This window comes from Aequorivita sp. IT1183 (genome assembly GCF_058068265.1).
On sequence record NZ_JBYRHS010000001.1, the window covers coordinates 213755 to 240586 of the forward strand.

A 26832-nucleotide genomic window follows, 5' to 3' on the forward strand; every position below is an offset into this window, starting at 1 on the left:
ACAATGTTGTTTTATTGAAATAAGGCTCTAAGCTCCGTAGCATCTTTCGGCTTCATTTTACCAGCAAGAACGAGGCTCAATTGCTTTCTTCGAAGTGCGGCTTCAAAACGCAATTTTTCAAGTTCTGTTTCAGGAACTATTTCGGGTACGCGTACCGGACTGCCCATTTCGTCTACAGCTACAAAAGTATAAATGGCTTCGTTGGAAAGGCTTCTTTCGCCACTTTCGCGATCTTCAATAAAAACGTCCATATACACTTCCATAGAACTAGTAAAAGCTCTCGATACCTTGGCTTCAACAGTTACAACACTTCCCAACGGAATCATTTTGTTGAAAGCAACGTGGTTTACTGAAGCGGTAACTACAATTCTGCGGCTATGGCGACGGGCTGCAATACTAGCCGCGCGATCCATTCTTGCTAATAGTTCGCCTCCAAACATATTGCCAATCGGGTTTGTTTCGCTAGGCAATACCATATCGGTATAGATAGTTAAAGAATGTTGAGGTGTTTTGGGTTGCATCTTTATTTTTTTTTGCAAAGATACCGAAGAATAGAATAATGAAAAGAGAAAACAGAATAAAGAAATAACCCGCGCTGTTTACTAAATACTGAATATTGATTACTTAATTTCCTGCACTAAAAGCCAGGCATCAGCATTTTCGGAACGCTGAATTTCTAGAAGTTTCCGCTCTGCTTCCGTTTTGTCGTCAAAGCTAGCATACAAAACTTGGTGAAGTCCGTAGCGATTGGCTTCCATTTTTAGCGGGGTATATCCCTTTTCTCGCAATTGCGCTACTTTTTTGGAAGCATTTTCTTCCATTCGGTACGCGCCAGCGACAAGATGATAAATTCCAGTGTGTTTTGGAACTTGTAAACTCAATACAGGCAACGGATTTTCAATTATAAAAGTGGCTTCCTGTATTTGGTTTTCAATTAGTGAATTGGCCTTTTCTCTTTCGGCGTAATTAAATTTTTGCACCTGATTTTCATAAACTTTCATGCCTCCAAAACTGATAGCGGAAAGCGCAATTACTGCAATTGCAGCATATTTTAAATATGGTTTTGCGGCTCTTCTTTCTGGTGTAAAATGTATTGGCGCTTTTTCTTCCAAAGCTGCAACCTTTTGTTTGTATGCTTCGCGCGTTATTTTTGGTGAAACGAATGAAGAAAGACCAAAAGCCGTAGTACTATAATTGTGTTGTTGCAATGGTTCAAACTGAAGCGATTTTTCTTCGTTCAGTATAAATTCGCCTATATTTTTAAATGCTACCGTTTTACCTTCGTAAAGCTCTTTGGAAATTTGAGCCGTAAAATTTCGGATTCGTTGCAAAGCCGTTTCATAACTACATTTTTCAACTGATGCAACATAGTTTGCAAACAAACCATCGTTCGCCTGTAATTGTTTATTAAAAGAAACAATTTTTGAAGGCGGATGAAATGTATTTGAGGCATCGTCTATGTGTGCAGATTTATAGCGCGTTAAAAATGCGCCAAACCCAGGAATAATAACACATTCGTATCGATAAAGTAAATCGGCTAAGTAGGTCGTGAGTTGCATAAAAACAAAATTAGCCTTTTTTGAAAGCAATCCAATTTTTGTTTTGGTAATTTATTAACAACTTAAAAAATTGTATTTTTAAATAATCTCCCCTCCTAAAAATTTTAAATCATGATTTCGAAAGACGAACTGCGTTATACGCTTGCCTTACAGCGAATTCCTAATCTGGGTGATATTTCGGCTAAAAAACTTTTGCGAAAAATGGGTTCTGCGGAAGCGATTTTTAAAGAGAAAAAAAGTAATCTCGCCAAGATTGATGGCATCGGACTTTTGCGATTAAAAGACCTAAATCTGAACCGGCAATTGGAAGAAGCCGAAGAAGAAATGCAGTTTATTGAAGCTAACAATATTGAATACAGTTATTTCAAAGACAAAACCTATCCTGATAAATTGAAGCATTGTTTAGATGGTCCCATTCTTTTTTTTCACCGAGGCAATATAGATTTAGTTGGAAAAAAAATAATTAGTATCGTTGGCACCCGAAAAATTACTAGTTATGGCAATGCTTTTTGTAAAAGTATAATTGAAGAAATCGCGCCACTAAATCCTGTAATTGTTTCGGGCTTAGCGTATGGAGTTGATATTTGTGCACACAAAGCAGCTATTGAAAATAAGTTGCAAAATATAGCATGTTTAGCGCACGGCTTAAATCAAATATATCCAAAAGATCATAAAAGATACGTTCAGAAAATTGAGGAAAATGGCGGGTTCATTTCAGAGTTTTGGAGCAGCGATGCTTTTGATAGAAACAACTTTTTAAAACGCAACCGAATCATCGCAGGTCTTTCTGAAGCTACAATAGTTATAGAATCTGCAGAAAAAGGTGGAAGTTTGGTAACGGCTGATATTGCAAATTCATACGACCGCGAAGTTTTTGCCGTTCCGGGAAGAGCAACGGATAGCCAAAGTCGAGGCTGCAATAATTTAATAAAACAGCAAAAAGCGCAATTGCTTACTAGTGCGGCAGATATTATTTATATGCTGGGCTGGGAATTGAAAGAAAATCAAAAACCCAAACAGACCCAATTATTTGTTGAACTCGATGAGGAAGAAAAAGTAATATTCCGCTTTTTAAAGGAAAAGGAAAAGGTGTTGTTAGACACTATTGCACTGGAATGCAACATTCCAGCCTATAAAGCCGCTAGCATTTTAATGAATATGGAATTGAAGGGAGTTGTGCGTCCGTTGCCGGGGAAATTGTTTCAGTTGGTTTAATACCCCACCTTTTCTCGAACTCTTTTTAAAACACCATCAGCAACTATTCTAGCCTTTTCTGCACCCGAAGCTAAAGCTGCATCAATTTCGGGAAGGTTTTCCATATAATAATTATAGCGTGTTCGCTCTTCCGAATATTTTTCGACTATTAATTCAAACAAAGCTTGTTTTGCATGGCCGTAGCCGTAATTTCCAGCTTCGTAGTTTTTTCGCATTTGCGCAATTTCTTCTTTTGAAGCCAGTAATTTATAAAGTCCAAAAACATTGCAAGTATCTGGATTTTTTGGTTCTTCCAGCGGTGTGCTGTCAGTTTCAATACTTAAGACTTGCTTCCGTAGCTGCTTGTCGTTCAAAAATAAATTAATAATATTCCCTTTCGATTTACTCATTTTAGCACCATCTGTTCCAGGAATATACATCGTTTCTTCCTGAACTTTCCCAGAGGGCATTACGAAAGTTTCGCCCATCTGCGCGTGAAAACGAGAGGCAACATCGCGGGTTATTTCAATATGCTGCATTTGATCTTTCCCGACGGGAACAATTTCGGCATCATACAAAAGTATATCCGCAGCCATCAACATGGGATACGAAAAAAGTCCTGCGTTTACATCTTCCAAACGATCTGCTTTATCCTTAAAGGAATGTGCCAACGTTAATCGCTGAAACGGGAAAAAGCAACTTAAATACCAAGAAAGCTCCGCTGTTTGTGGCACATCACTTTGGCGGTAGAAAACAGCACGTTTAATATCTAATCCGAATGCTAACCAAGTGGCAGCAACACTATAGGTATTTGCGCGAAGGGTTTCTGCATTCTTTATTTGCGTTAGCGAGTGCATATCTGCAATAAAAAGAAAAGAATCGTTCTTTGCGTTGTTTGCCATCTCAATGGCGGGAACGATTGCCCCTAAAAGGTTTCCGAGGTGTGGGGTTCCGGTGCTTTGTATTCCTGTAAGTATTCTGGACATTGTTCTAAAAAATTTCAGCAAAGGTACTTTATTTGATTTATTTGCATCGTTCAAATCGTTACTTTTGACCCTCAATGAAACTATTTCAACAAATTTTCGCGACCTTTTATCGCATCTGGTTCTATTTAATAATAGCCTTGGCAACCATATTGCTTTTCCCCTTTCTTATTATCAGTATTTTAAAACGTTCATGGTATCCCCTTTTCTTTAAGGTTGCACGAACTTGGTCTGTATTTATAATCTACGGAATTGGTTGCTACCCAATAATTAAACACGAAGTTGGATACGAAAAAGGCAAGAGTTATATGTTTGTGGCTAACCACACTTCGATGACAGATATTATGTTGATGTTTTATGCAACCAAAAATCCCTTCGTTTTTGTCGGCAAAAAGGAATTAGCGAAAATTCCACTTTTCGGATATATTTATAAACGCACTTGTATTTTGGTAGATCGCGGCAACACAAAAAGTCGTGTTGAAGCTTTCCGAAGAGCCGAAATACGTTTGAACGAAGGATTGAGTGTTTGCATTTTTCCGGAAGGTGGTGTGCCCGAAGATCTTTCGATGATTTTAGACGAATTTAAAGATGGTGCTTTTAGGCTTGCAATTGAGCATAAAATACCGATTGCTCCTATGACATTTCACGACAATAAAAAACGTTTTCCATATTCATTTTTTAGGGGCAGGCCTGGAAAAATGCGGGTGAAGATTCATAAACTAATCCCGACTGAAGGTTTAACTTTAGAAAACCGAAAGGAGTTAAAAAAGGAAACGAGAGAAGTGATTTTGAATGAATTGTTGGAACCAACGGTTTGAAATAGTTCATTGCCTCATCCTAATGGACTGCGCAATACTACGCTGTTTTTTGAAGTTAAATTTCCAGCCATTAGTTTACCATTAGTTCTGAAACAGACTCTTGAGATTCCTGCCTTCGCAGCAATAAAAAAACCGTCCTATGGCGCAGAACGGTTTCTTCTCTCAATCATTTTGTCTGAAGTATAATCAAACAAGTTCAACTAAAAACTAACCTAAAATTTAAAACTCAATCCGCTATAAACACCCAAGTAATAGGGTTTGAAATCTACAGACGAATCGGTATAAGGGTTGAGCTGGTATTTAAACATGGGTTCAATATTAAACGTAAATTTTTTGGACAATTTGTAGTCCAAACCCAGCCCAACGTTAGTTGAAAAACTTACTGTGGAGAGATTATTAGCTTCTCCCAACACACTATTAAAATCATCAGCTTTTACTGAAATTTCGTTATTGCCTAAAAACAGAGTGCTTACACCGCCAATTATGTTTACGCCAAATTTACTGTCAATTACTGCGTATTTAAGTTCCACCGGCACTTCGTAATAATTTATATTTTGAATAAGTTTAGCGTCCCCTTGCGTAGATTTCAGCATAACATCTCCAAATCCATTTGACGGATTTGCGTTTGCCAGAGTCCCTTTGTCTACGGCGGTAATTACGATATCCCTACCCCCATAATCTACTGATTGTAACGCTAACGCTACAGGACCTGTGCCCACGTCAATACCAGAAGTGCTATAACTTAAATCTACGTTATTAACACCTGTACGAACACTCAACCTATTATTTAAAGCATAACTTACCTGAACTCCATAGCTCATATTTACATCGCCTTGCTGCGCATTGTCTCCAAATGTTGGGTCTATGGAAGAACCATTGCCAAGACTACTATAATAAACTGGCGCTACGTTTGGCGCAACAATCCAGCGGCGTTCGGGCTTTTGTTTAATTTTCTTTTCGGAAACTGTTTCATCCTCATTTTCTGCTATAGCTTCGAAAATTGATTTTTTATTTTTGTTTTCTTTAGCTATTTGCTCCTCGGTTTTAACCAAGCTTTTTTCAGAATTTTCCTTTTTTGAATTTTCATTTAAAGCAACGCTCTCCTTTTTGGAGTCGAAAATAGTTGCGTCCTTATTTATAATATTCTCGTTGGTTTTTTCTTCGTTATTATTCGAAATAATCTTTTCAGATATATTTTTCGAAGTAGCTACACCTTCTTTTAAAGTATTCTTTGAAGTTTTTTCTTGAATCAAATTTTTATTCGAATTCGCATTCGATTGTGAAGCCTTCTTTTCAGTACTATTGGAAGCAACAACAGAATTATTTACGTTTTCAGAAGAATTTTTGAAAGCTTTATTTGAGGTTTTTGTTTCACCTTTATTATTTGAAGATTGATCTTCAGAGGTATTTGAAACCTGTGTAGCATCATTCTGAAGCATTTTATCTTCCGAAGCTACTTTAATATCGTTCGATTGATTTTCAATTTCAGATTTATTTTCTTGAAGTTGCTTTTCAGCTCCTTCAATATTCTGATCAGTAATTTCAGTGCCAACAATGGTATTGGAAGAATTGTGAAGTGAATTACCAACCGTCAATAACAAAGCAACTAACGCAGCAACACCGCCAAGTTTAATCCACAGTGGAATAACCTTACGATCTTTTTTCTCCTCTTTCAACGACGCTTGGATATTTTCCCAAATGCGCGGCGAAGGAGTAGCTTCAAAATTCTTGAAACCTTCGTTAAAAATGTTGTCTATGTTTTTCTTTTCTTTCATTCGTATTCCTATAAAAGGAAAATTTTTTGAAAATCCCCTACCCTAAAGCAGGGGGTTTTCTTTTTTCAATCTAAACAATCATACAATGCTTTAAGTGTTATAATTTGTAGCATTATAATCTTCAATTTTATTTTTCAAAATCGTTCTGGCGCGTGCCAGGTTTGACTTAGACGTACCATCGCTGATTCCTAACAATTCTGCTATTTCTTTGTGCTGATAGCCATCCATAACATACATACTAAAAACTAATCTGTATCTTTCTGGCAGCTCTTGCACAATTTTCAGTAAAAAATCCAGCGGAATTTCTTCGCTTTCAATTTCAACCTCAGCTTCATCTTCAATTTGGCCCTCATCAACTATTTGAAAAGTGCGTTGTTTTCGGTATTTCTGAAGAACGGTATTTACGGTAACCCGTTTCATCCAACCTTCAAAAGAACCTTTGCCATTATACTGCTCAATCTTTTTAAAAATTGTTATAAAAGCATCCTGCAAATTGTCTTCTGCCTCTGTGTAATTAGGCGAATAGCGAAGACAAATAGCGAAAAGAACTCCGTTGTACTTTTTGTACAATTCGCCCTGCGCCGTTGCATTCTGCTTTTTGCATTCTATTATGAGCTCGTCTAATGTCAAATGCGGTACCTTGAGTTATCGTTCCGTTGTAAATACCTCTTTATTTAGAGGGCAACCGTACTAATCAAGGTTCCTACATTTTGTAGATACCAGAGTATCAAAAGGGTTGCGTGGTTGGCTGAAAAATTATTGATTTAACGCTGCAATGGCGTCCTTAATTTTCTTTTCCAGTTCGTCCATCAATTCTGGATTGTCTAGAAGAAGTGCTTTTACAGCGTCGCGACCCTGACCAAGTTTTGTATCGTCGTAGCTAAACCATGAACCTGCTTTTTTGATGATTTCAAAATCAACGCCAAGATCAATTATTTCACCAACTTTGGAGATTCCTTCGCCGTACATAATATCGAATTCCACTTGTTTGAATGGTGGGGCCACTTTGTTTTTCACAACCTTCACACGGGTTTTGTTACCCATTGCGTTACTATCGCTATCTTTTATTTGTGTAGAACGGCGAATATCCAATCGCACCGAAGCGTAGAATTTTAGTGCGTTACCACCCGTTGTAGTTTCCGGATTTCCGAACATCACCCCAATTTTTTCACGCAATTGGTTAATAAAGATTACCGTACATTTTGTTTTGCTGATTGAACCCGTAAGTTTTCTAAGTGCTTGACTCATTAAACGTGCGTGAAGCCCCATTTTGCTATCACCCATTTCGCCTTCAATTTCGCTTTTTGGCGTTAAGGCAGCAACAGAGTCAATTACAACGATGTCTATTGCCCCACTGCGTATTAAGTTATCGGCAATTTCTAGCGCTTGTTCCCCATTGTCGGGTTGCGAAATAATAAGGTTTTCTACATCTACGCCAAGTTTTTCAGCATAGCCACGGTCAAAAGCGTGTTCTGCGTCAATAAATGCCGCAATTCCACCTTTTTTCTGCGCTTCAGCCATTGCGTGAAGCGTAAGTGTAGTTTTACCCGAAGATTCTGGGCCGTATATTTCAATAACTCTTCCGCGCGGATAACCGCCAACGCCGAGTGCTACATCTAAGCCAAGTGAACCGGACGGAATTACTTCCACATCTTCAACAGCGCGATCGCCCATTTTCATTACAGTTCCCTTCCCGTATGTCTTGTCTAATTTATCGAGAGTAAGCTTTAAAGCTTTCAGTTTTGCGTCTTTTTCAGTGCTCATTTTCAGTGTGTTTTATAATGGAATTTTAGTTAGCTAAGATACTATTTCTTTGCGCTTGAGGCAAAATTTAAATCTAAAGGGGGAAGGATTTTTGTTAACAAAAATGACGGCTTGAACCATAGCTTGTCCCGACACTTTATCGGGAACGGTTTGAAACACGACTTTTTGAAATATGATGTTTTGAGGTTCTATACTAAATTTGACAAAGATGCGAAAAGTAAAAGAAGCTTTCTAAAAAGTAGTTTTGATGGTCAGTTCGAGCGCAGTCGAGAACTTAAAGTTTCTGACTTATAATTAGGACTCGACTGCGCTCGACCAGACAAAACGATCGATTTTACTTTTCAGACAGCCTCTTCCTTGTCTTTTGTTATCGCTTTTATTCCTTTATAAATTTTTTAATTGTTGAATTACCGCTTCCATCTTCAATATCCAAAAAATAAATTCCACTGGAAAGATTGGAAACATCGACAGAAACCTGTTTTTCAAACTCCAAGGTTTGGGTGCTTAACAGTTTGCCTTCTATATTGAAGATTTTTACTTTTAGGTTTCCTGTGCTGCTTTTTGAAGTTAAAAACAGTTCGTTTTTGGCGGGGTTGGGATGGATTAAAAAAACACTTTCTTCTTCGGTAGAAATACCCAATATGCAATCTTCTGAATAAACAAAATCTGCAGCTATGACCCAGCTATCGTAAGGAGGTGCGTGATTTGTTGCAGCCGTCTCATCATCTACTTTTACACAATCCAGCTCTGTAAGTTCGCAGGGCTCCCCTTCAAACTCACAAGGGAGGGTTATATTGAGTATGGCATTGTTGCCGTTTTTTGCATCGAGGGTTTCCAAAAAGATTAAATTTTCACCAAATAATATTTCTAAAAGGCTATTATTGGATAAGTTTAAAGAGCTAATAAGCATATTAAAACCTGCCGAATCACTACTACAGTAGAGTTCTTTTAGCTGAAGATTATCACTAACATCCAAAACCGATAAGTAGTTTCCCGTGACATCTAAAATTTCCAATGCAACAAAGTCTTCAATACCGGTAATGTCATTTATCCCTTTGTGATTAAGATTAAGGGATATGACCATTGCTACATCACTCGTCAAAACTTGTCCATTTACAATGCCGTCACTGTCAATGCCTAAATCAATCAGAGCTTGTTCAAATATTGGGTCTGGAATATTTGTGGTTTGTGCAAAAGATATTACGCTAATATTGAAAAGCAGGACGTATAGCAGTGTTTTCATAATCTATTGTTTTAAAAATTTTTCAACTATTAAATTACCGTTTCCATCTTCAATATTCAAAAAATAAATTCCGCTGGAAAGACTGGAAACATCTAAGGAAACCTGTTTTTCAAAATCCAGGTTTTGGGAGTATAATAGTTTGCCTTCTATATTGAAGATTTTTACTTTTAGATTACCAATTTCTACTTGTGAAATTAAAACAAGAGCGTCATTTACAGGATTGGGATATACGATGAATTCCTTCTTATAAAAGTCTTTATTTGATAGTGTATAATTCTTAAAAACAGCCGTTCCGCCTAGTGGAGTACCCAGTGTAAGGACAATATCTCCTCCTTCTTGGGTGATATCGTACCAAAATTCATTTGAAATAAAACCGAAATAAGAATCCTCAAAAAGATCGTGTATTTGTTCACCACAATTATTGGTGGTTGCGACAAAACCAGTCGCCGTTAAGTAATTTGGCAGATTAAAGCTATATGTGCCGTTAAAGGTGTTGCAGGCCCCTTCACCATTAAAATTAAAATCTTCTGATATCAATAGATATGGGGCAATTGGAGGATCAATTTCAGCAACATTGTACAAGACCGCCAAATCATCCCTTTGAACGGTTCGTAAATACCACGTATTTTCAAAGAGTTGGGTGTCTTGTGCAAGGCAAATTGAAAAAGAATGTAAACAGATAAAAAAATATATTTGTTTCATATTCAATAAATTTAGAACAATTTACAACAAGTATCCTTTTTTAATCAATGGGGTTTTCCCTGTACCGTTGTGCTATTTTTCCTACGAATTAACAATTTCTAGGCTACTACCCTCTTCTTTCAAAAAAGTAGCTTTTCCAATTTTATTAAAAAATGTACTTTTGCAACTTTATAAATTAATTCTTTTCACTCTAAAAAAAGTATAGCATGCAACTGTACAATAAATTAAGTGCAAAAGAGAGGGAAACACTTTTGGAACAGGCCGGCGAGGAACGGCTAACCCTTTCTTTTTATCAATATGCCAAGATTGGCAATCCACATCTTTTCAGAAATCATCTTTTTGTAACCTGGCACGAGCAGGATGTTTTGGGCCGTATTTATGTGGCTCACGAAGGCATCAACGCCCAACTTTCCGTTCCGGCAAAACGTTTTAAGGAATTCAAGGAATTTCTGGACGGAATTTATTTCTTGAAAGACGTTCGTTTAAACATCGCCATTGAACAGGATTTAAAATCGTTTTTAAAACTGAAAGTAAAAGTCCGCGATAAAATTGTGGCCGATGGTTTGAACGACGATTCTTTTGATGTTACCAATAAAGGAATTCACGTTGATGCCCTAAAATTCAACGAACTTATTGAAGATCCAAACGTTGTTTTGGTAGACATGCGAAACCATTACGAAAGCGAAATCGGCCATTTTAAAAACGCTGTAACACCAGACGTTGATACGTTTCGCGATTCTTTAGATATTATTGAAGAAGATTTAAAAGATCACAAAGAAGATAAAAAACTGGTTATGTATTGTACCGGAGGCATTCGTTGCGAAAAAGCTAGCGCTTACTACAAACACAAAGGTTTTAAAAATGTATTTCAGCTTGAGGGCGGTATTATTGAATATGCACGCCAAGTAGAAAACCAAGGTTTGGAAAATAAATTCATCGGGAAAAATTTCGTTTTCGATCACCGTCGTGGCGAACGAATTACCGAAGACGTTATTTCGCACTGCCACCAATGCGGCGAGGCCTGCGACGAGCATACAAACTGTGCAAACGAAGCCTGCCACTTGCTGTTTATTCAATGTGAAAAGTGTGCGATAGCAATGGAAAGCTGTTGTTCTGAAGAATGTGTTTCAATAATTCAATTACCCGAAGAAGAGCAGAAAAGACTACGCCAAGGCATCCTGAACAGCAACAAAATTTTTAAGAAAGGACGTTCGGAAAAGTTGAAGTTCAAGAAATAGTCCTAAGTCCCCCTTACCCCCAAAGGGGGAATAAAAATTTTGCGAATCCCCTCCCCTTTGGGGAGGGTTAGGGAGGGGACTTCAAAAATCTAAAATCGCCAATATAAAATCGTAAATTTTATTGGTATCTTTACTGATTAATTATTTGTTTAATTTTCGTCCCTTTTCAATTGGAAAAGGGCTTTATATATAAAAAATATGGGCTGTACCAGCTGTGCCACGGGTGCCAACGGACAGCCAAAGGGATGCAAGAACAATGGTACTTGCGGAACCGATGGCTGTAATAAACTGACGGTGTTCGATTGGCTTTCAAATATGCAACTTCCTGCCAATATGGAACCGTTTAATGCGGTGGAAGTACGCTTTAAAAACGGAAGAAAAGAATTTTTCCAAAATCCTGAAAATCTTACTCTCAGCATTGGCGATGTTATTGCTACTGAAGCTTCACCCGGCCACGATATAGGCATTGTAACGCTTACCGGTGAATTGGTTCGGGTGCAAATGAAGAAGAAAAGGGTGCCAATAAAAATTGAAACACTCTTAAAAGTTTACCGAAAAGCTTCGCAAAAAGATATTGATATCTGGCAAGGCGTTCGCGACAAAGAGGCCGATGTACAAAAACGTTCGCGCGAAATTGCTATCCGCCACGGGTTGCATATGAAAATTAGCGATGTAGAATTTCAGGGCGATGCTTCAAAAGTTATTTTTTATTACACCGCCGAAGAACGCGTAGATTTCCGTGAATTGATAAAAGAATTCGCTCGTACTTTCAACACGCGTATTGAAATGAAACAAGTTGGTTTTCGTCAGGAAGCTGCTCGTTTGGGTGGAATTGGAAGTTGTGGCCGCGAACTTTGCTGTTCTACTTGGTTAACAGATTTTCGTTCGGTAAATACTTCCGCAGCGCGTTATCAGCAGCTTTCACTAAATCCGCAAAAACTTGCCGGACAATGTGGTAAGTTGAAGTGTTGCTTAAATTATGAGTTAGACACTTATATGGAAGCGTTGGATTCTTTCCCAAGTACAGAAATAAAACTTCAGACTGAAAAAGGAACTGCGACTTGCCAGAAGATAGATATTTTCAAAGGCTTGCTATGGTATGCCTATGAAAAGGAGTTTATGAATTGGCACGAATTAACTGCAGAAAAGGCCAATGAAATAATAGAACTCAACAAAAAAGGTAATAAACCTTTGGCACTAGAGGAATTTATTATTGAAGTGCCAAAAGAGGAAAAAGAACCATACAGCAACGTTGTAGGTCAAGATAGTTTGACCCGTTTTGACAAACCTAAACAAACAACTAAAAAACGCCGAAATAAAAGCAGGAACAAGAAAGAGAAGACTGAAGCTACTACCGGCAATGCTCCTAAAACCAACCAAAGAAATAAACCTACAAAAAAACCAGGAAATAGACCGAGCAATAAAAACAGAAATTCCAAGCCAAAAAAAGATGAATAAATTACTGGCTATTTTATTGACTGTTGTTCTTTTCGCTTCTTGCGAGTCTGACACGGTTTTTAGTGAAATCCGCGCTATGGACGATCATTGGGGCGCTAATGAAGTGGTGGCATTTACGCTACCACAGATGGATTCACTAAAGCAGTATAATCTCTTTGTAAATATTAGAAACACGAACGAATATAAATTCAATAATATATTTTTGATTGTTTCAATAAATTTTCCCCACGGAAAAACGGTTACCGACACCCTTGAATACCGCATGGCAAATCCCGATGGTTCGTGGATGGGCCAAGGAATTGGCAATGTGAAAGAAAACAAATTATTGTACAAAGAACACGTACAGTTTTCTGAAGAAGGCAATTATACAGTAGATATTGCCCAAGCAATGCGCAATAATGGCGAAGTGGAAGGCGTTACAAAACTCGAAGGCATTACAGATGTTGGTTTCAGCATTGAAGAAGCTATCAAATAGTAAACAAATATGGCAACAAAAAAGGCAAGTCCTAAAAAAAAGAAACAGAACGATGTAGGTCGTCACATTAAAACTTTTTGGAAAATTTTCGCAGGGTTTATACTCGTGATTATATTGTTCTTCTTATTTGCATCTTGGGGGCTTTTTGGAAGCATTCCTGATGAAACCAGCCTCGAAAATCCAGAAAAAAATCTCGCTACGGAGATTATTTCTTCAGACGGAAAAACAATCGGTAAGTTTTATAAAGAAAACAGAACACCAGTTCCGTTCGATTCTTTGCCCGATCATTTAATAAAGGCTTTAATAGCTACTGAAGATGTTCGTTTTTACGACCATTCCGGTATTGACGGAAGAGGAACTGTTCGCGCCTTTGCATTTTTGGGTACTCGTGGTGGTGCAAGTACTATCACCCAACAATTGGCAAAATTATTTTTTACAGACCAAAGAGCATCTAATAAACTAGAAAGAGTTCTTCAAAAAATAAAAGAATGGATTATTGCTACCCGTTTAGAGCGTCGTTATACCAAAGAGGAAATAATTACAATGTACTTTAACGAGTACGATTTCCTAAATCAAGCCGTAGGAATTGAAAGTGCATCACATATTTATTTTGATAAGCCACCTTCGCAATTATCAACTGCAGAAGCTGCAATGTTAGTTGGAATGTTCAAAAATTCCTCTCTTTTTAATCCTAACCGACGTCCAGAAATGGTTCTCGAAAGAAGAAATGTTGTTTTGGCTCAAATGGAGAAATACAGTTATATTTCTGAAAAGGTAATGGATTCGCTGCAAGCCCTTCCGCTAAACCTAAAGTTTACACCACAAGGTCACGATGAAGGAAGTGCAACTTATTTCCGCGAATATGCGCGTCAATTTATGGAAGACTGGATAAAGGAGCATCCAAAAGCAGACGGCACCAAATACAATATTTATGAAGATGGTTTAAAGGTTTATGTAACGATAGACAGCAAAATGCAGGAATATGCAGAACAGGCAGTAAAAACCCATATGGCGCGACTGCAAGAAACTTTTGACGAGCAAAACATAAAGAACAAAACGGCACCATTTCGCGATATTACTGAAGAAGAAACCGAAAGCATTTTAAATTCCGCAATGCGAAAAAGCGATCGTTGGCGCGAAATGAAAAAGCAAGGAAAAGATGAAAAAGAAATCATAAAAAGCTTTAAAAAGAAAGTCGCGATGCGCGTTTTTTCCTGGAAAGGCGATATTGATACTATTATGACGCCGCTGGATTCCATCCGTTATCACAAATCATTTTTGCAAGCAGCAATGATGTCCATGACTCCACAAACTGGCGAAGTAAAAGCCTGGGTTGGTGGCATTGATTACAAACATTATAAATACGATATGGTGAAAAAAGGAAAACGCCAAATAGGTTCCACCTTTAAACCTTTTGTTTATGCTACTGCAATGGACCAAATGCATATGTCTCCATGCGATACTTTGCCAAATACCATTTATACTATTCCAGCAGGTAAACACCATTTATTACAATCGTGGACCCCTAAAAACGCAGGTGGCGGATATGGTGGAATGGTGACACTTAAATACGCACTAGCAAATTCCATAAATACAATTTCAGCAAGATTAATAGACCGTGTTGGTCCAGAAACCGTGATAGATTTGGTGAAAAAGATGGGTGTAGATACATCAAACATGCCCGCTGTACCTTCAATAGCACTGGGAACTCCAGACGTTTCAGTATATGAAATGGTGGGTGCATATAGCACTTTTGCAAATGAAGGGGTCTATATAGAACCTATATTAATTCAAAGAATTGAAGATAAAAACGGAACAGTATTATATCAAAACGTACCAAAAACGAAAGACGTTATTAGTAATGAAACGGCATATGTAACTGTTAGTTTAATGGAAGGTGTAACGCAATCTGGAACCGGCGCCCGTTTACGAGGCACTTGGGCAAAAGACAACGCCTATTATAAAAGTGTAATAACAGGATATCCGTATGATTTCAAAAACCCTATAGCCGGTAAAACTGGTACAACCCAAAACAATAGTGATGGTTGGTTTATGGGAATGGTTCCAAACCTCGTTACAGGCGTTTGGGTTGGTGGAGACGACCGAGCAACACACTTTAGCTCCACACGTTATGGCCAAGGCGCAACTATGGCATTGCCTATTTGGGGAAGCTATATGAAAAGCTGCTATGCAGATGAAGATTTGGGCGTTTCAACGGGCGATTTTAAACGTCCTGCGAATCTCTCTATTGAAACCAATTGTTCCAAATGGCGCGAAGGAGACCCAGACGTAGAAGAAATTCCAGATGAATTCGATTTCTAGAAAAATATCTCTTTAATAAACTGAAACCTCGCATGTATTTGAAAACCTGTGAGGTTTTTTTATAGAATGGAATTTCGTAATTTTCAGAAAATTTTAAAAATGATAAAAAAGACAGTTTCAAACGTTCGCGAAGCCTGTGAAGGCATTCAGGACGGAATGACTTTTATGCTCGGTGGCTTCGGTCTATGCGGCATTCCCGAAAATATTATTTCTGAATTGGTTCGAAAGAATATCCAAAATGTTACCTGTATTTCAAACAATGCTGGCGTGGATGATTTTGGACTCGGCCTCTTACTGAAAAAACATCAAATAAAGAAAATGATTTCTTCCTATGTGGGTGAAAACGCTGAATTTGAGCGACAAATGCTCAGTGGCGAAATGGAAGTTGAGCTGTTGCCGCAAGGCACTTTGGCGCAACGATGCGAAGCTGCGCGAAGCGGAATTCCTGCGTTTTATACTCCCGCAGGTTACGGAACCGAAGTTGCCGAAGGAAAAGAAACTCGCGAATTCCACGGAAAAATGTATGTAATGGAAAAAGCATTTGAAGCAGATTTCTCCTTTGTTAAAGCTTGGAAAGGCGACGAAGCCGGAAATCTTATCTTTAAAGGAACCGCCAGAAATTTCAACCCTGCAATGTGCGGTGCTGGAAAAATTACTGTCGCCGAAGTGGAGGAATTGGTTCCTGCTGGCGAATTAGATCCAAATCATATTCATATTCCAGGAATATTTGTCCAACGTATTTTTCAAGGAGAGAAGTACGAAAAAAGAATTGAGCAACTAACGGTTAGAAAAAGAAACTAATGGCACTTTCAAAAGAACAAATAGCACAACGAATTGCAAAAGAGGTTAAAGACGGCTACTATGTAAACTTAGGAATCGGTATCCCGACACTCGTAGCCAACTTTGTACGAGACGACATTAATGTAGAGTTTCAAAGCGAAAACGGAATATTAGGCATGGGACCTTTCCCTTTTGAAGGAGAAGAAGATCCAGATTTAATTAATGCGGGAAAACAAACCATTACTGCCCTACCCGGCGCTTCGTTTTTCGATTCTGCGATGAGTTTTGGAATGATACGCGGGCAACATGTTGATTTAACAATCCTAGGTGCAATGGAAGTTTCGCAAACTGGAGACATCGCAAACTGGAAAATTCCAGGGAAAATGGTGAAAGGAATGGGCGGCGCTATGGATTTAGTTGCATCTGCAGAAAACATTATTGTGGCAATGATGCATACTAATCGCGAAGGTGAATCTAAACTATTAAAGGAATGCAGTTTGCCACTCACTGGTGTAAAATGTGTGAAAAAAATAGTGACCAATCTTGCAGTACTCGAAATAATTGACGGACAATTTCATTTACTTGAACGTGCTCCAGGAGTTTCTGTTGAGGAAATTCAAAATGCAACTGAGGGAGATTTAATTATAAAAGGAGATATTTCAGAGATGAAATTTTAAGAATTAAACGATTCTTTGCTTTCCTAAAACCATGATTTTCATGGTTTTTTTACGTCAAAAAAACACGAAAAAGCTGTCAAATGTTAAAATATAGTGCACTTCATCGAGTTTATATGCTTTTAGTCGTTTTAACCAAACATTGTTTCTATATTCGTCATCCCAAATCTTACCAACTTAACCTCACATGGAGAAAGTAATCAGATCATTAAATAGCACTAAAGAATTGTTACGCAATGTGCTTTTCATTTTAAAAAAAGTGTTTTTATTGAACTGATCTTTTTCTTATGGTTTTTGCCCCAAATCTGTCATAGGCAGAGATATAATTAAACCCGTTCCTTCGTGAGGTTAGAACGGGTTTTTTGTTTTTAAGATTTTCTTCTAAATAGCTTTTTGCTTTCAAAGGCCTAAAAATTCCAGATTTTATTAATTCGAAAAACATCCAAACAATATTGTGTGTGATGCCTACATAATATTTCACCGGAAACCATAATATTTCAAAATTCTACAAAAAGGAAATTTAGCTAAGCAAGTAGATTTAAAGGAAAACAGAGTTCAGTAAATCTAAAATTTTCACATATATTTTGGATAACGAACCACCAAATTATAAGCAAAAGTTAAAGTTTTATGCGCTTTATCGATTAATTGTGCATTTAGTCGTTTTATATTGATAATGTTCTCATATTTGAAGTCCCAAATCTTACCAACTTAACCTCATATGGAGAAAGTAATCAGATCATTAAAAAGCACCAACGAATTGTTACACAATGTGCTTTTCATTTTCAAAAAAGTGTATTTATTGATCTGATCTTTTTCTTATGGTTTTTGCCCCAAATCTGTCATAGACAGATACTATTAAACCCGTTCCATCGTAAGATTAGAACGGGTTTTTTTTTAAAGATTTTCTTCTAAATGCCTTTCGGAATAGCAGCAATTAATTTTTTTGAATATTCAGTTTGCGGATTTTCATAAATCTCATCGGCATCGCCCAATTCTTCTATTTTGCCTTTATTCATAACCAAAAGTTGGTCCGACATATATTTTACCACCGCCAAATCATGTGATATAAAAATATAGGTAAATCCAAAATCGGTTTTTAGCTCATTCAACAGGTTTAAAACCTGGGCTTGTACCGAAATATCTAAAGCAGAGACAGACTCATCGCAAATAACAAGTTTAGGTTCCACAACGATGGTACGTGCAATGCCAACACGCTGTCGCTGCCCACCGGAAAGTTCATGTGGATAACGATAAAAGTAGGTTTCATCCAACCCAACCCTTTCAAGCAATGTAAGCACCCGCTCCTTTCTTTCCTTTTTAGATTTGCCCAAGCCGTGAACCTCCATGGGTTCCATTAATGCTTGACCAATCATCAATCGTGGATTTAATGACGAGTATGGATCCTGAAAAATAATCTGTATTTCCTTCCGAAGGTTTCGAATTTCTGTTTTGGAAAGTGTAGTGAGCTCCTTTCCTCTATATTTTATGCTGCCCGCTGTGGCTTTTTCGAGCTGGAGAATAGCTCTTCCCAAAGTAGATTTTCCACAACCAGATTCACCAACAAGCCCCAGAGTTTCACCTTCAAAAACTGAAAAGCTAATATTGTCAACTGCTTTTATCGTTTTCTTTTTAGAAAAGAATCCAACGCTGCTAAAATAATATTTATCTAAATTGGAAACCTCTAAAATTGGTTTCTGAGTATAAATTTGTTTGTGTCTTTTGGCGCGTTCCACCGGTTTTACTTCCCTAGGTTTAAAACTTTTATCGGCGATGGAGGCGATGGTTGGTAATTTTGCTAAACGAACATTTAACGAAGGTCGCGATGCCAAAAGCGCCTTGGTATATTCCGCCTTCGGGTTTTTGAAAATTTCAATAGTCGTTGCTTTTTCAACAATGGCACCTTTATACATTACCACTACGCTGTCAGCAATTTCGGAAACCAAACTTAAATCGTGCGAAATAAAGAGCATCGCCATTTTAGTTTCCTTTTGAATACTTTTTAATAGTGAAAGTATTTCCTTTTGAACCGTTACATCAAGCGCCGTAGTAGGTTCATCTGCAATTAGTAGTTTAGGTTTGCAGGCAATGGCCATTGCAATCATAACCCGTTGCATTTGTCCGCCACTTATTTGGTGCGGATAGCTATTAAATATTTCCGTTGGTCGCGGTAGTTTAACCTTTTCAAAAAGTGAAATGGTTTCCTTTTTTGCTTCCGAAGAATTCATTTTTAAATGAAGTTGGAGTATTTCAGCAACTTGAACACCGCATTGCAGCGATGGATTTAAAGCACTCATGGGTTCTTGAAAAATCATTGCAATTTCACTACCTCTTATTTTTCTCAAATCCTTTTCTGAATTTTTCAATAAATCTTTTCCATTAAAAAGTATACTCCCAGTAAGTGTAGTTTGCTTTTTGGGTAGCAACCCCATAATGGAAAGGGAGGTAACAGATTTCCCCGAACCAGATTCACCCACAATCCCGACAATTTCATTTTCAGAAATGTTGAAAGATATGTTATGTAAAACAGCAACGTTTTTGTCTTTATTTCCGAATGAAACAGATAAATCTTGAACTGAAAGTAGGGGTGAAATTTTCATAGTTTTCAAAGATAGGACAAACGAAAGAAATAAAACTTTAACTGCAGTTCGTCGAATAAAATTGCATTTCATCAATTATTGTTGTTCTTTTAAATGTTTTTAATAATAAATCGAACCTTTTTATTCACTTAATTTATATTATTATGAAAAAAATTAACAAGTTCGTTTTTCTTTTCACACTAGCAATTTTTGCCTTTTCTACGGTGGTTACCGCTCAAGACAAAAAAGATGAGAAGAGGAACGTTAAGCAACCACCAAGTCTAATAGTTTTTGACGCTTCACAATCGTACTCGCTTCAAAATTCTACTCAAATTTTCAAAGAAGTTTTAAATCCCTCACCACAAACTTCGTTCACATCGCTAAAACAAGAAAACGATCCTTTAGGATTTACGCACCAAAAAATGCAACAGTATTATAATGGTGTAAAAGTAGAATTCGCAACGGTAACACTTAGCAGCAAAAATGGAACGGTACAAGCATTAAATTCTGCGTATTCCCCAATTGCTGAAGATTTTAATGTAACTCCTTCAATTAACAAATCGCAAGCTTTAAACAGTGCTATGGCACATGTTGGAGCTTCAAAATACTTATGGCAAAATACTGCCGAAGCAACTTTGGCAGATTACCAAGAACCAACGGGCGAATTAGTAATATTTCCTAAAATGGAAAATATTACTGAAACTAATCGTCTTGCCTACAAATTCGATATTTATGCCACCGCGCCTCTTTACAGAGCCGATGTTTATATTGATGCCAAAACAGGGCAGTTTATTATGGAAAACAAAAAAATCCACCACGCAAATGTGCCAGCAACCGGAACCAGCCTTTATAATGGTAACGTTTCCTTTACAGCAGATAATGCCTCTGGACCTTACCGTCTGCGCCAAACGGCCGATGGGAGTGGAATCCAAACTTTTGATTTAAATAATGGTACCAACTATAACAACGCTTCTGATGTTACTAGCGGTTCAACTAATTTCACATCGAACGCAACGGGTGTTCAGGCTCACTTTGGTGCTGAACGCACACATAAATATTTCAGCCAAAAGCACGGCAGAAATTCTTACAACAACGCTGGAGCGGTTATAAAATCGTACGTTAGCTACTCTTCTAATTATGTGAATGCTTTCTGGGATGGAAGCCGCATGACTTATGGCGATGGCGATGGTACCAACTACGGACCATTAGTATCATTAGATATTTGCGGTCATGAAATTTCACACGGTGTAACTGAATATTCTGCAAATCTTGTGTACAGCTACCAATCTGGCGCATTAAACGAATCATTTTCTGACATTTTCGGAGAATCTATTGAAAAATTTGCTTCAGGAACTAACGACTGGTTAATGGGAGATGACATTGGTGCTGGCGGTAGCGGTGGAGCTTTACGTTCTATGAGCAATCCAAATGCATATGGCGACCCAGACACCTATCAAGGAACAAATTGGTATGCCGGTTCTGGAGATTCTGGAGGAGTTCACACAAATTCTGGGGTGCAAAACTTTTGGTTTTATATTCTGAGTGTTGGTAAAACCGGCACTAATGATAAAGGAGACAGCTACAACGTTACCGGTTTAGGGATGGATAAAGCAGCTGCAATTGCTTACAGAAATCTTACCGTTTATTTAAATACTAACTCGCAATACAGCGATGCCCGAAATGGTGCTATTCAAGCAGCAAAAGATTTATATGGTGCAGATAGCCCAGAAGAAATAGCAACTACAAATGCGTGGTACGCAGTAGGTGTTGGTGCAGCATACGGTGGTGGTGGCGGAAGCGGTTATTGTGCTTCACAAGGAAACAGTGTTAGCGACGAATATATTAGCCATGTACAATTAAACACTATTAACAATGCTTCGGGCGCGCAGCTTTATTCAGACTTTACAAGTATTTCTACTTCATTGAATGAAAGCGCTACTTACACTATTACTGTTACTCCAACTTGGACCGGAACAGTTTACAGCGAAGGTTACGCAGTATGGATTGACTATAACGGTGATGGCGATTTTAACGATGCAGGTGAATTGGTTTGGTCTAAAGCCGCATCAACAAATACCCCAAATAGCGGAACGTTCACAGTACCTTCGGGAACAATGGGCGGAGAAACTAGAATGCGGGTTTCTATGAAGTACAACGGAATTCCAACTTCTTGTGAAACCTTTAGTTATGGTGAAGTGGAAGACTATACAATCAATTTAGGAGGTGCAGGACCAGATACTCAGGCTCCGACAGCACCATCAAGTTTGGTTGCTTCAAACGTTGCAAAAACTACACTTACACTTTCGTGGAATGCTTCCACAGATAATATAGGAGTTACAGGTTATGAAGTTTTCCAAGGTAGCACAAGCTTAGGAACTGTAACAGGGACATCGGCTAATATTACTGGACTTACCGCTTCAACTGCATATTCATTTAAAGTTCGTGCAAAAGATGCGGCTGGCAATAATTCGCCTTATAGCAATACCGTAAATGTAACAACACTTTCAAACACGGTAACATATTGCTCATCGCAAGGAAACAATACAAACGACGAATATATAGATCGAGTTCAACTAGGAAGTATTAATAATCTTTCTGGCAACAATGGAGGTTATGCAAATTTCACGAGCATTTCTACTACCTTAACAAAAGGAAGCAGTAACACGATTACCATTACTCCAAAATGGACTGGAAGAACATATAATGAGGCATACAGAGTATGGATTGACTATAACCAAGATGGTGATTTTGATGATTCAGGAGAACAGGTTTATTCACGTTCAAAAACTACAGCTTCTTCTATCTCTGGAAGTTTTACAGTACCGTCATCTGCACTTTCGGGAGCAACAAGAATGCGTGTTTCTATGAAATACAATGCAAACTCTTCTCCTTGTGAAACATTCACCTATGGCGAAGTGGAGGATTATACTGTAAATATTAGCAGCTCTGTTAATCAAGGTATTACTGGAGAAACTAGATTTAACAGTACGGATATGTCTATCTATCCAAACCCTGTTAAACACACGCTAAACGTTGCGTTGATTGACGCATTAGGTACAGATTACGTAATTTACAATGTAATAGGCCAGATTGTTAGCAAAGGAATGTTTACTGAAAGTTTAGATGTTACATCATTGCAAAGCGGTGTTTACATCATTGAAGTAAATACTGAAAACAATAAACTTATGAAACGATTTGTAAAAGAATAAGTATAGTTAGTTGAATGTAAAACGGCCCGCTTCTTAGTTGAAACGGGCCGTTTTTTTAGTGTGGAATATTTTTTAAAGTGGGTCGCCTACTTTAATATCGCATCTGTGTCCCGGTTGTCCGTGAGCTGGATTTATGCCATTTCCAGAACCTGTAATTGGCACAGCATTCGTATTATTTATTACTGGTGCTTCGTTAGTACTTCCCGCAGCAGCGTTCAATGGCGCACCTACAGGAATATCACAACGGTGACCAGGCTGACCGTGAGCTGGATTTATTCCGTCTGCGGTAATTGTAGTTGTATTATTTGAATTTGGAACTACATTTTGTAGCGCCTGTTTCTTTTGGTCTAGTGTTGCTTCCTGCACTGTGGCAGCTGCATTTTCTTCAGTGGTGGTCTTTTTGTCATTACATGAAATAGAGAACATTGAAACAGCGAACATCGGGATCAAAAATAATTTTGTGTTGAATCTTAGAATTTTCATAGAAGTATATTTTGAATATGGCTGGTAAAGCTACTAAATTTTCGATAGAACTCCCACCGAAAGGTTTAGCTTCAAAAAAAAATCTAAACAGAAAGTATTTCGTCCTGTACTAGAAGCGCTTCATTCCGAAGTTTTAAGAAGATTTGTGCAACGGTAATGGTGTCTTTTTCGCAGTATAAAATAATTCTGTCAATATCCTTTTCTACATAAAACACACTGCGCACTTGGCTCCCGTCAATATCGTCTTTTGGCGAAGGAATGCCTAAAACGTGCGCCATCAATTTAAGAGAAGTAAAGGTTTTGTAATCACCAAATTTCCAAAGTTCTAGCGTATCTAAATGCGGAACCTCCCAAGGCTTTTTCCCGAAAAGATCAAGTTTAAAGGGAATATCTACACCATTAATAATCATCCTTCGGGCAATGTAGGGAAAGTCAAATTCCTTCCCGTTGTGTGCACAAAGTAAATGATGCGGCTTGTTGAAATGTGTTTCGAGCAGGGTTTTAAAATCCTTCAGTATTTTTACTTCATCGCCGTGAAAACTGGTTACACGAAAATTACGAACATCGCCTTTCATCACAAAGTAGCCTACCGAAATGCAGACTATTAAACCAAACTCTGCCCAAATACCTGCACGTTCGTAAAAGTCTTCGGCAGAAATATCATCTTTTCGTTGATATTTGCTTTTCAACTCCCAAAGTGTTTTTGAAGTGTCGTCCAATTCGGCATAATGTTCGTGCTGCGGAACTGTTTCAATATCCAGGAAAAGGATATGTTCCAAATTTATACGCTTAATCATAATTCGAAAATTTCAATCGGGGAGAAGTTTAAAGCTACGGAAAATTATTGATTTTCACCAAGCATCTTATATACCTCATCAACGTAAACATAAAAATCGGAACTAAAAGGCATTCCAGTTTTACCTCCACGCTGATGCCCCAACCTTACAATAATCAAATCATCCTCGGGAATTACAATTACATATTGCCCGAGAATTCCACGCATCACAAAAATATCTTTCCCCAAAAAGTCGCTTAACCAAAACCCATAACCGTATTCGGGGCTTTTCGCAAAACGAGGCTTTATTGATTTCGCCACAAAAGCAGAATCCAAAATTTGCTGGCCGTTCCATTTACCGTAATCTTTATACAATTTTCCGAAACGCGCAAAATCCCTCGCGTTGCTGCCAATACAGCAATAGGCCTTAACCAACCTGTTCTTTTCATCATCAATTTGCCACAGTGCTGGTTGTTCAAAACCCATCGGTTTCCAAAAACTTTCGTGTAAATAGTCACTCAAATCAACACCTTCGTTTTGAAGCGATTTTTGAATCACCATCGCCAAAAGTTGTGTGTTTCCGCTTAAATATTTAAAACTTTCGCCTGGTTTTTCAACAACTTTTAATTTCAAAATGATTTCTGCCAAATCAGCGTCATAATACGCCCGTGCGGTCATTCCAAAGGGATTGGAATACGATTCATCCCAATCTAAGCCCGAAGCCATAGAAGAGAGATCGCCAACTGTCAAACCCGTTTCGGCGTATTGTGGGTAAAAATCGCTAACGGGTTGATCCAAAGCTTTTATAAATCCATCGTCAATGGCTTTCCCCAGCAATGCAGAAGTAATACTTTTCGCCATTGAAAAAGAATTAGTCTGCGAGTTTTTTCCAAAGCCATCAAAATACTTTTCAAACCAAATACTATCATTCTTAATAACTAAAAAAGCAATTGTCCCCAACGTATCGTTCCTTTCAGAAAGCGTTTCGGTAGCTTCTACGGAGTTATAATTTTTATGAATAGGCCAAGGCTGCAGTTTGGTACTCGCAGGAATTTCTTCGTTTTCGAAAAATCCAAAGTCATTAATATAGGCAGTGGTGTGCCCGTGCAGATAAACCACCCAAACGCCTTTCAAAATATAGCCGTAGCCCGAAATATAAAGCCCGATTACCGAAACGATTAGCAGTATAAAGATCCATTTGAAAAATTTCGCAAGTCTTTTCATCTAAAACAAAGATTGCTGCGGCGAAGGATTTTCGTGCTCCAACAACCACTTTTTTCGGTGTAAGCCACCGGCATAACCCGTGAGTGATCCATCGCTACCAATAACGCGATGACAGGGAATGATAATTGAAATTGGGTTTTTTCCATTAGCAGATGCTGCAGCGCGAATTACTTTTGGATCGCCCAATTGGTTCGCCATTTGCTGATAGCTAGTAGTTTTTCCAAAAGGAATTTCCTGTAATTGGTTCCAAACTCGTTTCTGAAAATCGGTTCCATTCGGTGAAAGTTTTAAATTGAATTCCTTCCGCTTCCCCTCAAAATATTCATTAAGTTGGGTAACCGCATCTTTCAACTCTTCCGGAATTATTTCAGAAATAGTATCCGTTTCAGCATCCTTAAAAAGCACGGATGAAAGTCCTTCCGCATCTCCTTTTAGTTCCAAAACACCTACTGGAGTTTGTATAAAAATTGTTTCCATTATTCATTATTCTCGTTAGGTTCGGAGTCTTCATTTATTTGAATTCCCATGCGTTTTGCACGTTTTTCCCAGTTTTTACGGGCTTGCAGTTGCATATCTTCAACATTATCACTCTCGTCCATTATTTCGAGGCCTAATAATGTTTCAATAATATCTTCCATTGTAACTACTCCAATGGTATTTCCAAAATCATCAACAACAGAGGCAATATGCATTCTATGTTTTATAAAAGTCTCAAAGAGTTCCGGAATAGGTTTTTCGGCAGAAACAACAAAAATTTCTCGTCTAATATCGCTCAAAAGTTTATCTCCTCGTTCTTCTATAATTTCTTCCAAAACATCATCGCGTAACACAAAACCGGTAATATTATGTGTTTTGCCTTTATAAACAGGAATACGTGAAAATCGTAGATTTTTATGCAATTGATGAAATTCTTGCAGGCTTGTGCTCTCATCTTCTTGGGTAACCACAGTAAAGGGTGTCATTACATCCATCGCTTTTACAGATTTAAAGACGAGTAGATTTTTAATTACCGTTGTTTCGTTTTCCTCAAAAACCCCTTCCTCTTCCGCAGCATCGGTTATAGCCATAAACTCTTCGCGACTCATGGAACTTACATGCGCAGATTTACCAACCATGCGCGTAACGAGCATCAATACCCAAATTATACCTGTATATTTTAAAGGGAAAATTATAATTTTTAAAAAAAGTGCGGTAAAGGATCCTAATTTTTTCCAATAGGTAGCACCTATTGTTTTAGGTATAATTTCTGAAATCACTAAAATAAGCATCGTCATTATGGCTGAAACAACCCCAACGATATTCATCCCAAAAAATTCAACTTTATAAGGCAATTTTTCGGCTTCAACACCTACCAGTATCGCACCAACTGTGTGTGCCACTGTGTTTAGCGTTAATATTGCGATTAATGGTTTGTCAATGTCTTTTTTAAAGTTGGTAAGTGTTTTTGCGTAGCTTTTACCTTCTTGGGTTTTCATCCGCAAATAAGTGGGCGTGAAGCTTAGCAGCGCCGCTTCCATTATAGAGCATAAAAACGAGACAAATATTGAAATAAACGCATAGACTAATAGTAAGGTCATAGT

The 26832-nt window shown here is 37.9% G+C and carries 23 protein-coding genes; 9 read left to right on the forward strand and 14 right to left on the reverse strand.

Annotated features, from left to right (window positions below; all coding sequences use genetic code 11):
• Positions 1-11: 11 nt before the first annotated feature.
• Entirely contained in the window at positions 12-521 is a 510-nt protein-coding gene (locus tag AC3RVF_RS00860; protein WP_489690534.1) for an acyl-CoA thioesterase, read from the reverse strand.
• A 99-nt stretch (positions 522-620) separates the two neighbouring features.
• Complete coding sequence (locus AC3RVF_RS00865) at positions 621-1559, reverse strand: HU domain-containing protein (RefSeq protein ID WP_489690533.1); 939 nt, start codon at positions 1557-1559, stop codon at positions 621-623.
• A gap of 111 nt (positions 1560-1670) precedes the next feature.
• Between AC3RVF_RS00865 and dprA the strand changes: the two genes are divergently transcribed.
• A complete protein-coding gene (gene dprA, locus AC3RVF_RS00870; protein ID WP_489690532.1) occupies positions 1671-2774 on the forward strand; it encodes a DNA-processing protein DprA in 1104 nt (367 codons plus the stop codon).
• On the opposite strand, the gene trpS is transcribed toward dprA, so the two are convergent.
• Complete coding sequence (gene trpS, locus AC3RVF_RS00875; RefSeq protein WP_489692539.1) at positions 2771-3739, reverse strand: tryptophan--tRNA ligase; 969 nt, start codon at positions 3737-3739, stop codon at positions 2771-2773. The two genes, dprA and trpS, sit on opposite strands and share 4 nt — an antisense overlap.
• Positions 3740-3813: 74 nt before the next feature.
• Between trpS and AC3RVF_RS00880 the strand changes: the two genes are divergently transcribed.
• Positions 3814-4554 carry a lysophospholipid acyltransferase family protein gene (locus tag AC3RVF_RS00880; RefSeq protein WP_489692540.1) on the forward strand — a complete coding sequence of 247 codons (741 nt, stop codon included), beginning with the start codon at positions 3814-3816 and terminating at the stop codon, positions 4552-4554.
• Between the two features lie 212 nt (positions 4555-4766).
• Here AC3RVF_RS00880 and AC3RVF_RS00885 read toward each other — a convergent pair whose 3' ends face one another.
• From AC3RVF_RS00885 to AC3RVF_RS00905, 5 genes are all read right to left on the reverse strand, one after another.
• Entirely contained in the window at positions 4767-6329 is a 1563-nt protein-coding gene (locus AC3RVF_RS00885) for an outer membrane beta-barrel protein (RefSeq protein WP_489692541.1), read from the reverse strand.
• Between the two features lie 90 nt (positions 6330-6419).
• Positions 6420-6959: an RNA polymerase sigma factor gene (locus tag AC3RVF_RS00890; RefSeq protein WP_489692542.1), complete on the reverse strand. Its 540-nt coding sequence runs from the start codon at positions 6957-6959 to the stop codon at positions 6420-6422.
• Between the two features lie 126 nt (positions 6960-7085).
• Positions 7086-8093: a recombinase RecA gene (gene recA / locus AC3RVF_RS00895; RefSeq protein ID WP_489692543.1), complete on the reverse strand. Its 1008-nt coding sequence runs from the start codon at positions 8091-8093 to the stop codon at positions 7086-7088.
• A gap of 376 nt (positions 8094-8469) precedes the next feature.
• Positions 8470-9336, reverse strand: a complete 867-nt coding sequence (locus tag AC3RVF_RS00900) for a T9SS type A sorting domain-containing protein (protein ID WP_489692544.1) — start codon at positions 9334-9336, stop codon at positions 8470-8472.
• 3 nt (positions 9337-9339) lie between these two features.
• Positions 9340-10038, reverse strand: coding sequence for a T9SS type A sorting domain-containing protein (locus AC3RVF_RS00905; protein ID WP_489692545.1), 699 nt, complete (start codon positions 10036-10038; stop codon positions 9340-9342).
• Between the two features lie 206 nt (positions 10039-10244).
• Here AC3RVF_RS00905 and trhO point away from each other — a divergent pair, with 206 nt between their 5' ends.
• From trhO to AC3RVF_RS00935, 6 genes are all read left to right on the forward strand, one after another.
• Positions 10245-11276: an oxygen-dependent tRNA uridine(34) hydroxylase TrhO gene (gene trhO / locus AC3RVF_RS00910; protein WP_489692546.1), complete on the forward strand. Its 1032-nt coding sequence runs from the start codon at positions 10245-10247 to the stop codon at positions 11274-11276.
• A gap of 198 nt (positions 11277-11474) precedes the next feature.
• The gene (locus AC3RVF_RS00915; RefSeq protein WP_489690523.1) at positions 11475-12734 is read left to right on the forward strand and encodes a PSP1 domain-containing protein; all 1260 of its coding nucleotides are present in this window, start codon (positions 11475-11477) and stop codon (positions 12732-12734) included.
• Positions 12727-13209 carry a gliding motility lipoprotein GldH gene (locus tag AC3RVF_RS00920; protein WP_489690522.1) on the forward strand — a complete coding sequence of 161 codons (483 nt, stop codon included), beginning with the start codon at positions 12727-12729 and terminating at the stop codon, positions 13207-13209. Before AC3RVF_RS00915 ends, AC3RVF_RS00920 begins: the two co-directional genes overlap by 8 nt.
• A 9-nt stretch (positions 13210-13218) precedes the next feature.
• Positions 13219-15531, forward strand: a complete 2313-nt coding sequence (locus AC3RVF_RS00925; protein ID WP_489690521.1) for a penicillin-binding protein 1A — start codon at positions 13219-13221, stop codon at positions 15529-15531.
• 99 nt (positions 15532-15630) lie between these two features.
• Positions 15631-16332: a CoA transferase subunit A gene (locus AC3RVF_RS00930; protein WP_489690520.1), complete on the forward strand. Its 702-nt coding sequence runs from the start codon at positions 15631-15633 to the stop codon at positions 16330-16332.
• Positions 16332-16988 carry a CoA transferase subunit B gene (locus AC3RVF_RS00935; protein WP_489690519.1) on the forward strand — a complete coding sequence of 219 codons (657 nt, stop codon included), beginning with the start codon at positions 16332-16334 and terminating at the stop codon, positions 16986-16988. The genes AC3RVF_RS00930 and AC3RVF_RS00935 overlap by 1 nt, the downstream gene beginning before the upstream one ends.
• 905 nt (positions 16989-17893) lie before the next feature.
• Here the strand turns inward: AC3RVF_RS00935 and AC3RVF_RS00940 are convergent.
• Complete coding sequence (locus AC3RVF_RS00940; protein ID WP_489690518.1) at positions 17894-19582, reverse strand: ABC transporter ATP-binding protein; 1689 nt, start codon at positions 19580-19582, stop codon at positions 17894-17896.
• Between the two features lie 143 nt (positions 19583-19725).
• Here AC3RVF_RS00940 and AC3RVF_RS00945 point away from each other — a divergent pair, with 143 nt between their 5' ends.
• On the forward strand, positions 19726-22770 hold the full coding sequence (locus tag AC3RVF_RS00945; protein ID WP_489692547.1) for a M4 family metallopeptidase: 3045 nt from the start codon (positions 19726-19728) through the stop codon (positions 22768-22770).
• A gap of 72 nt (positions 22771-22842) precedes the next feature.
• Here the strand turns inward: AC3RVF_RS00945 and AC3RVF_RS00950 are convergent, their stop codons facing one another.
• The 5 genes from AC3RVF_RS00950 to AC3RVF_RS00970 all read right to left on the reverse strand — a co-directional run bounded on the left by AC3RVF_RS00950 (position 22843) and on the right by AC3RVF_RS00970 (position 26829).
• Entirely contained in the window at positions 22843-23253 is a 411-nt protein-coding gene (locus tag AC3RVF_RS00950; protein ID WP_489692548.1) for a hypothetical protein, read from the reverse strand.
• 83 nt (positions 23254-23336) lie between these two features.
• Positions 23337-24050: a 3'-5' exonuclease gene (locus tag AC3RVF_RS00955; protein WP_489692549.1), complete on the reverse strand. Its 714-nt coding sequence runs from the start codon at positions 24048-24050 to the stop codon at positions 23337-23339.
• Between the two features lie 44 nt (positions 24051-24094).
• Entirely contained in the window at positions 24095-25252 is a 1158-nt protein-coding gene (locus tag AC3RVF_RS00960; RefSeq protein ID WP_489690514.1) for a serine hydrolase domain-containing protein, read from the reverse strand.
• On the reverse strand, positions 25253-25729 hold the full coding sequence (locus tag AC3RVF_RS00965; protein WP_489690513.1) for a methylated-DNA--[protein]-cysteine S-methyltransferase: 477 nt from the start codon (positions 25727-25729) through the stop codon (positions 25253-25255). It abuts the gene before it with no gap.
• Positions 25729-26829, reverse strand: a complete 1101-nt coding sequence (locus tag AC3RVF_RS00970; RefSeq protein ID WP_489690512.1) for a CNNM domain-containing protein — start codon at positions 26827-26829, stop codon at positions 25729-25731. Before AC3RVF_RS00970 ends, AC3RVF_RS00965 begins: the two co-directional genes overlap by 1 nt.
• Positions 26830-26832 lie beyond the last annotated feature (3 nt).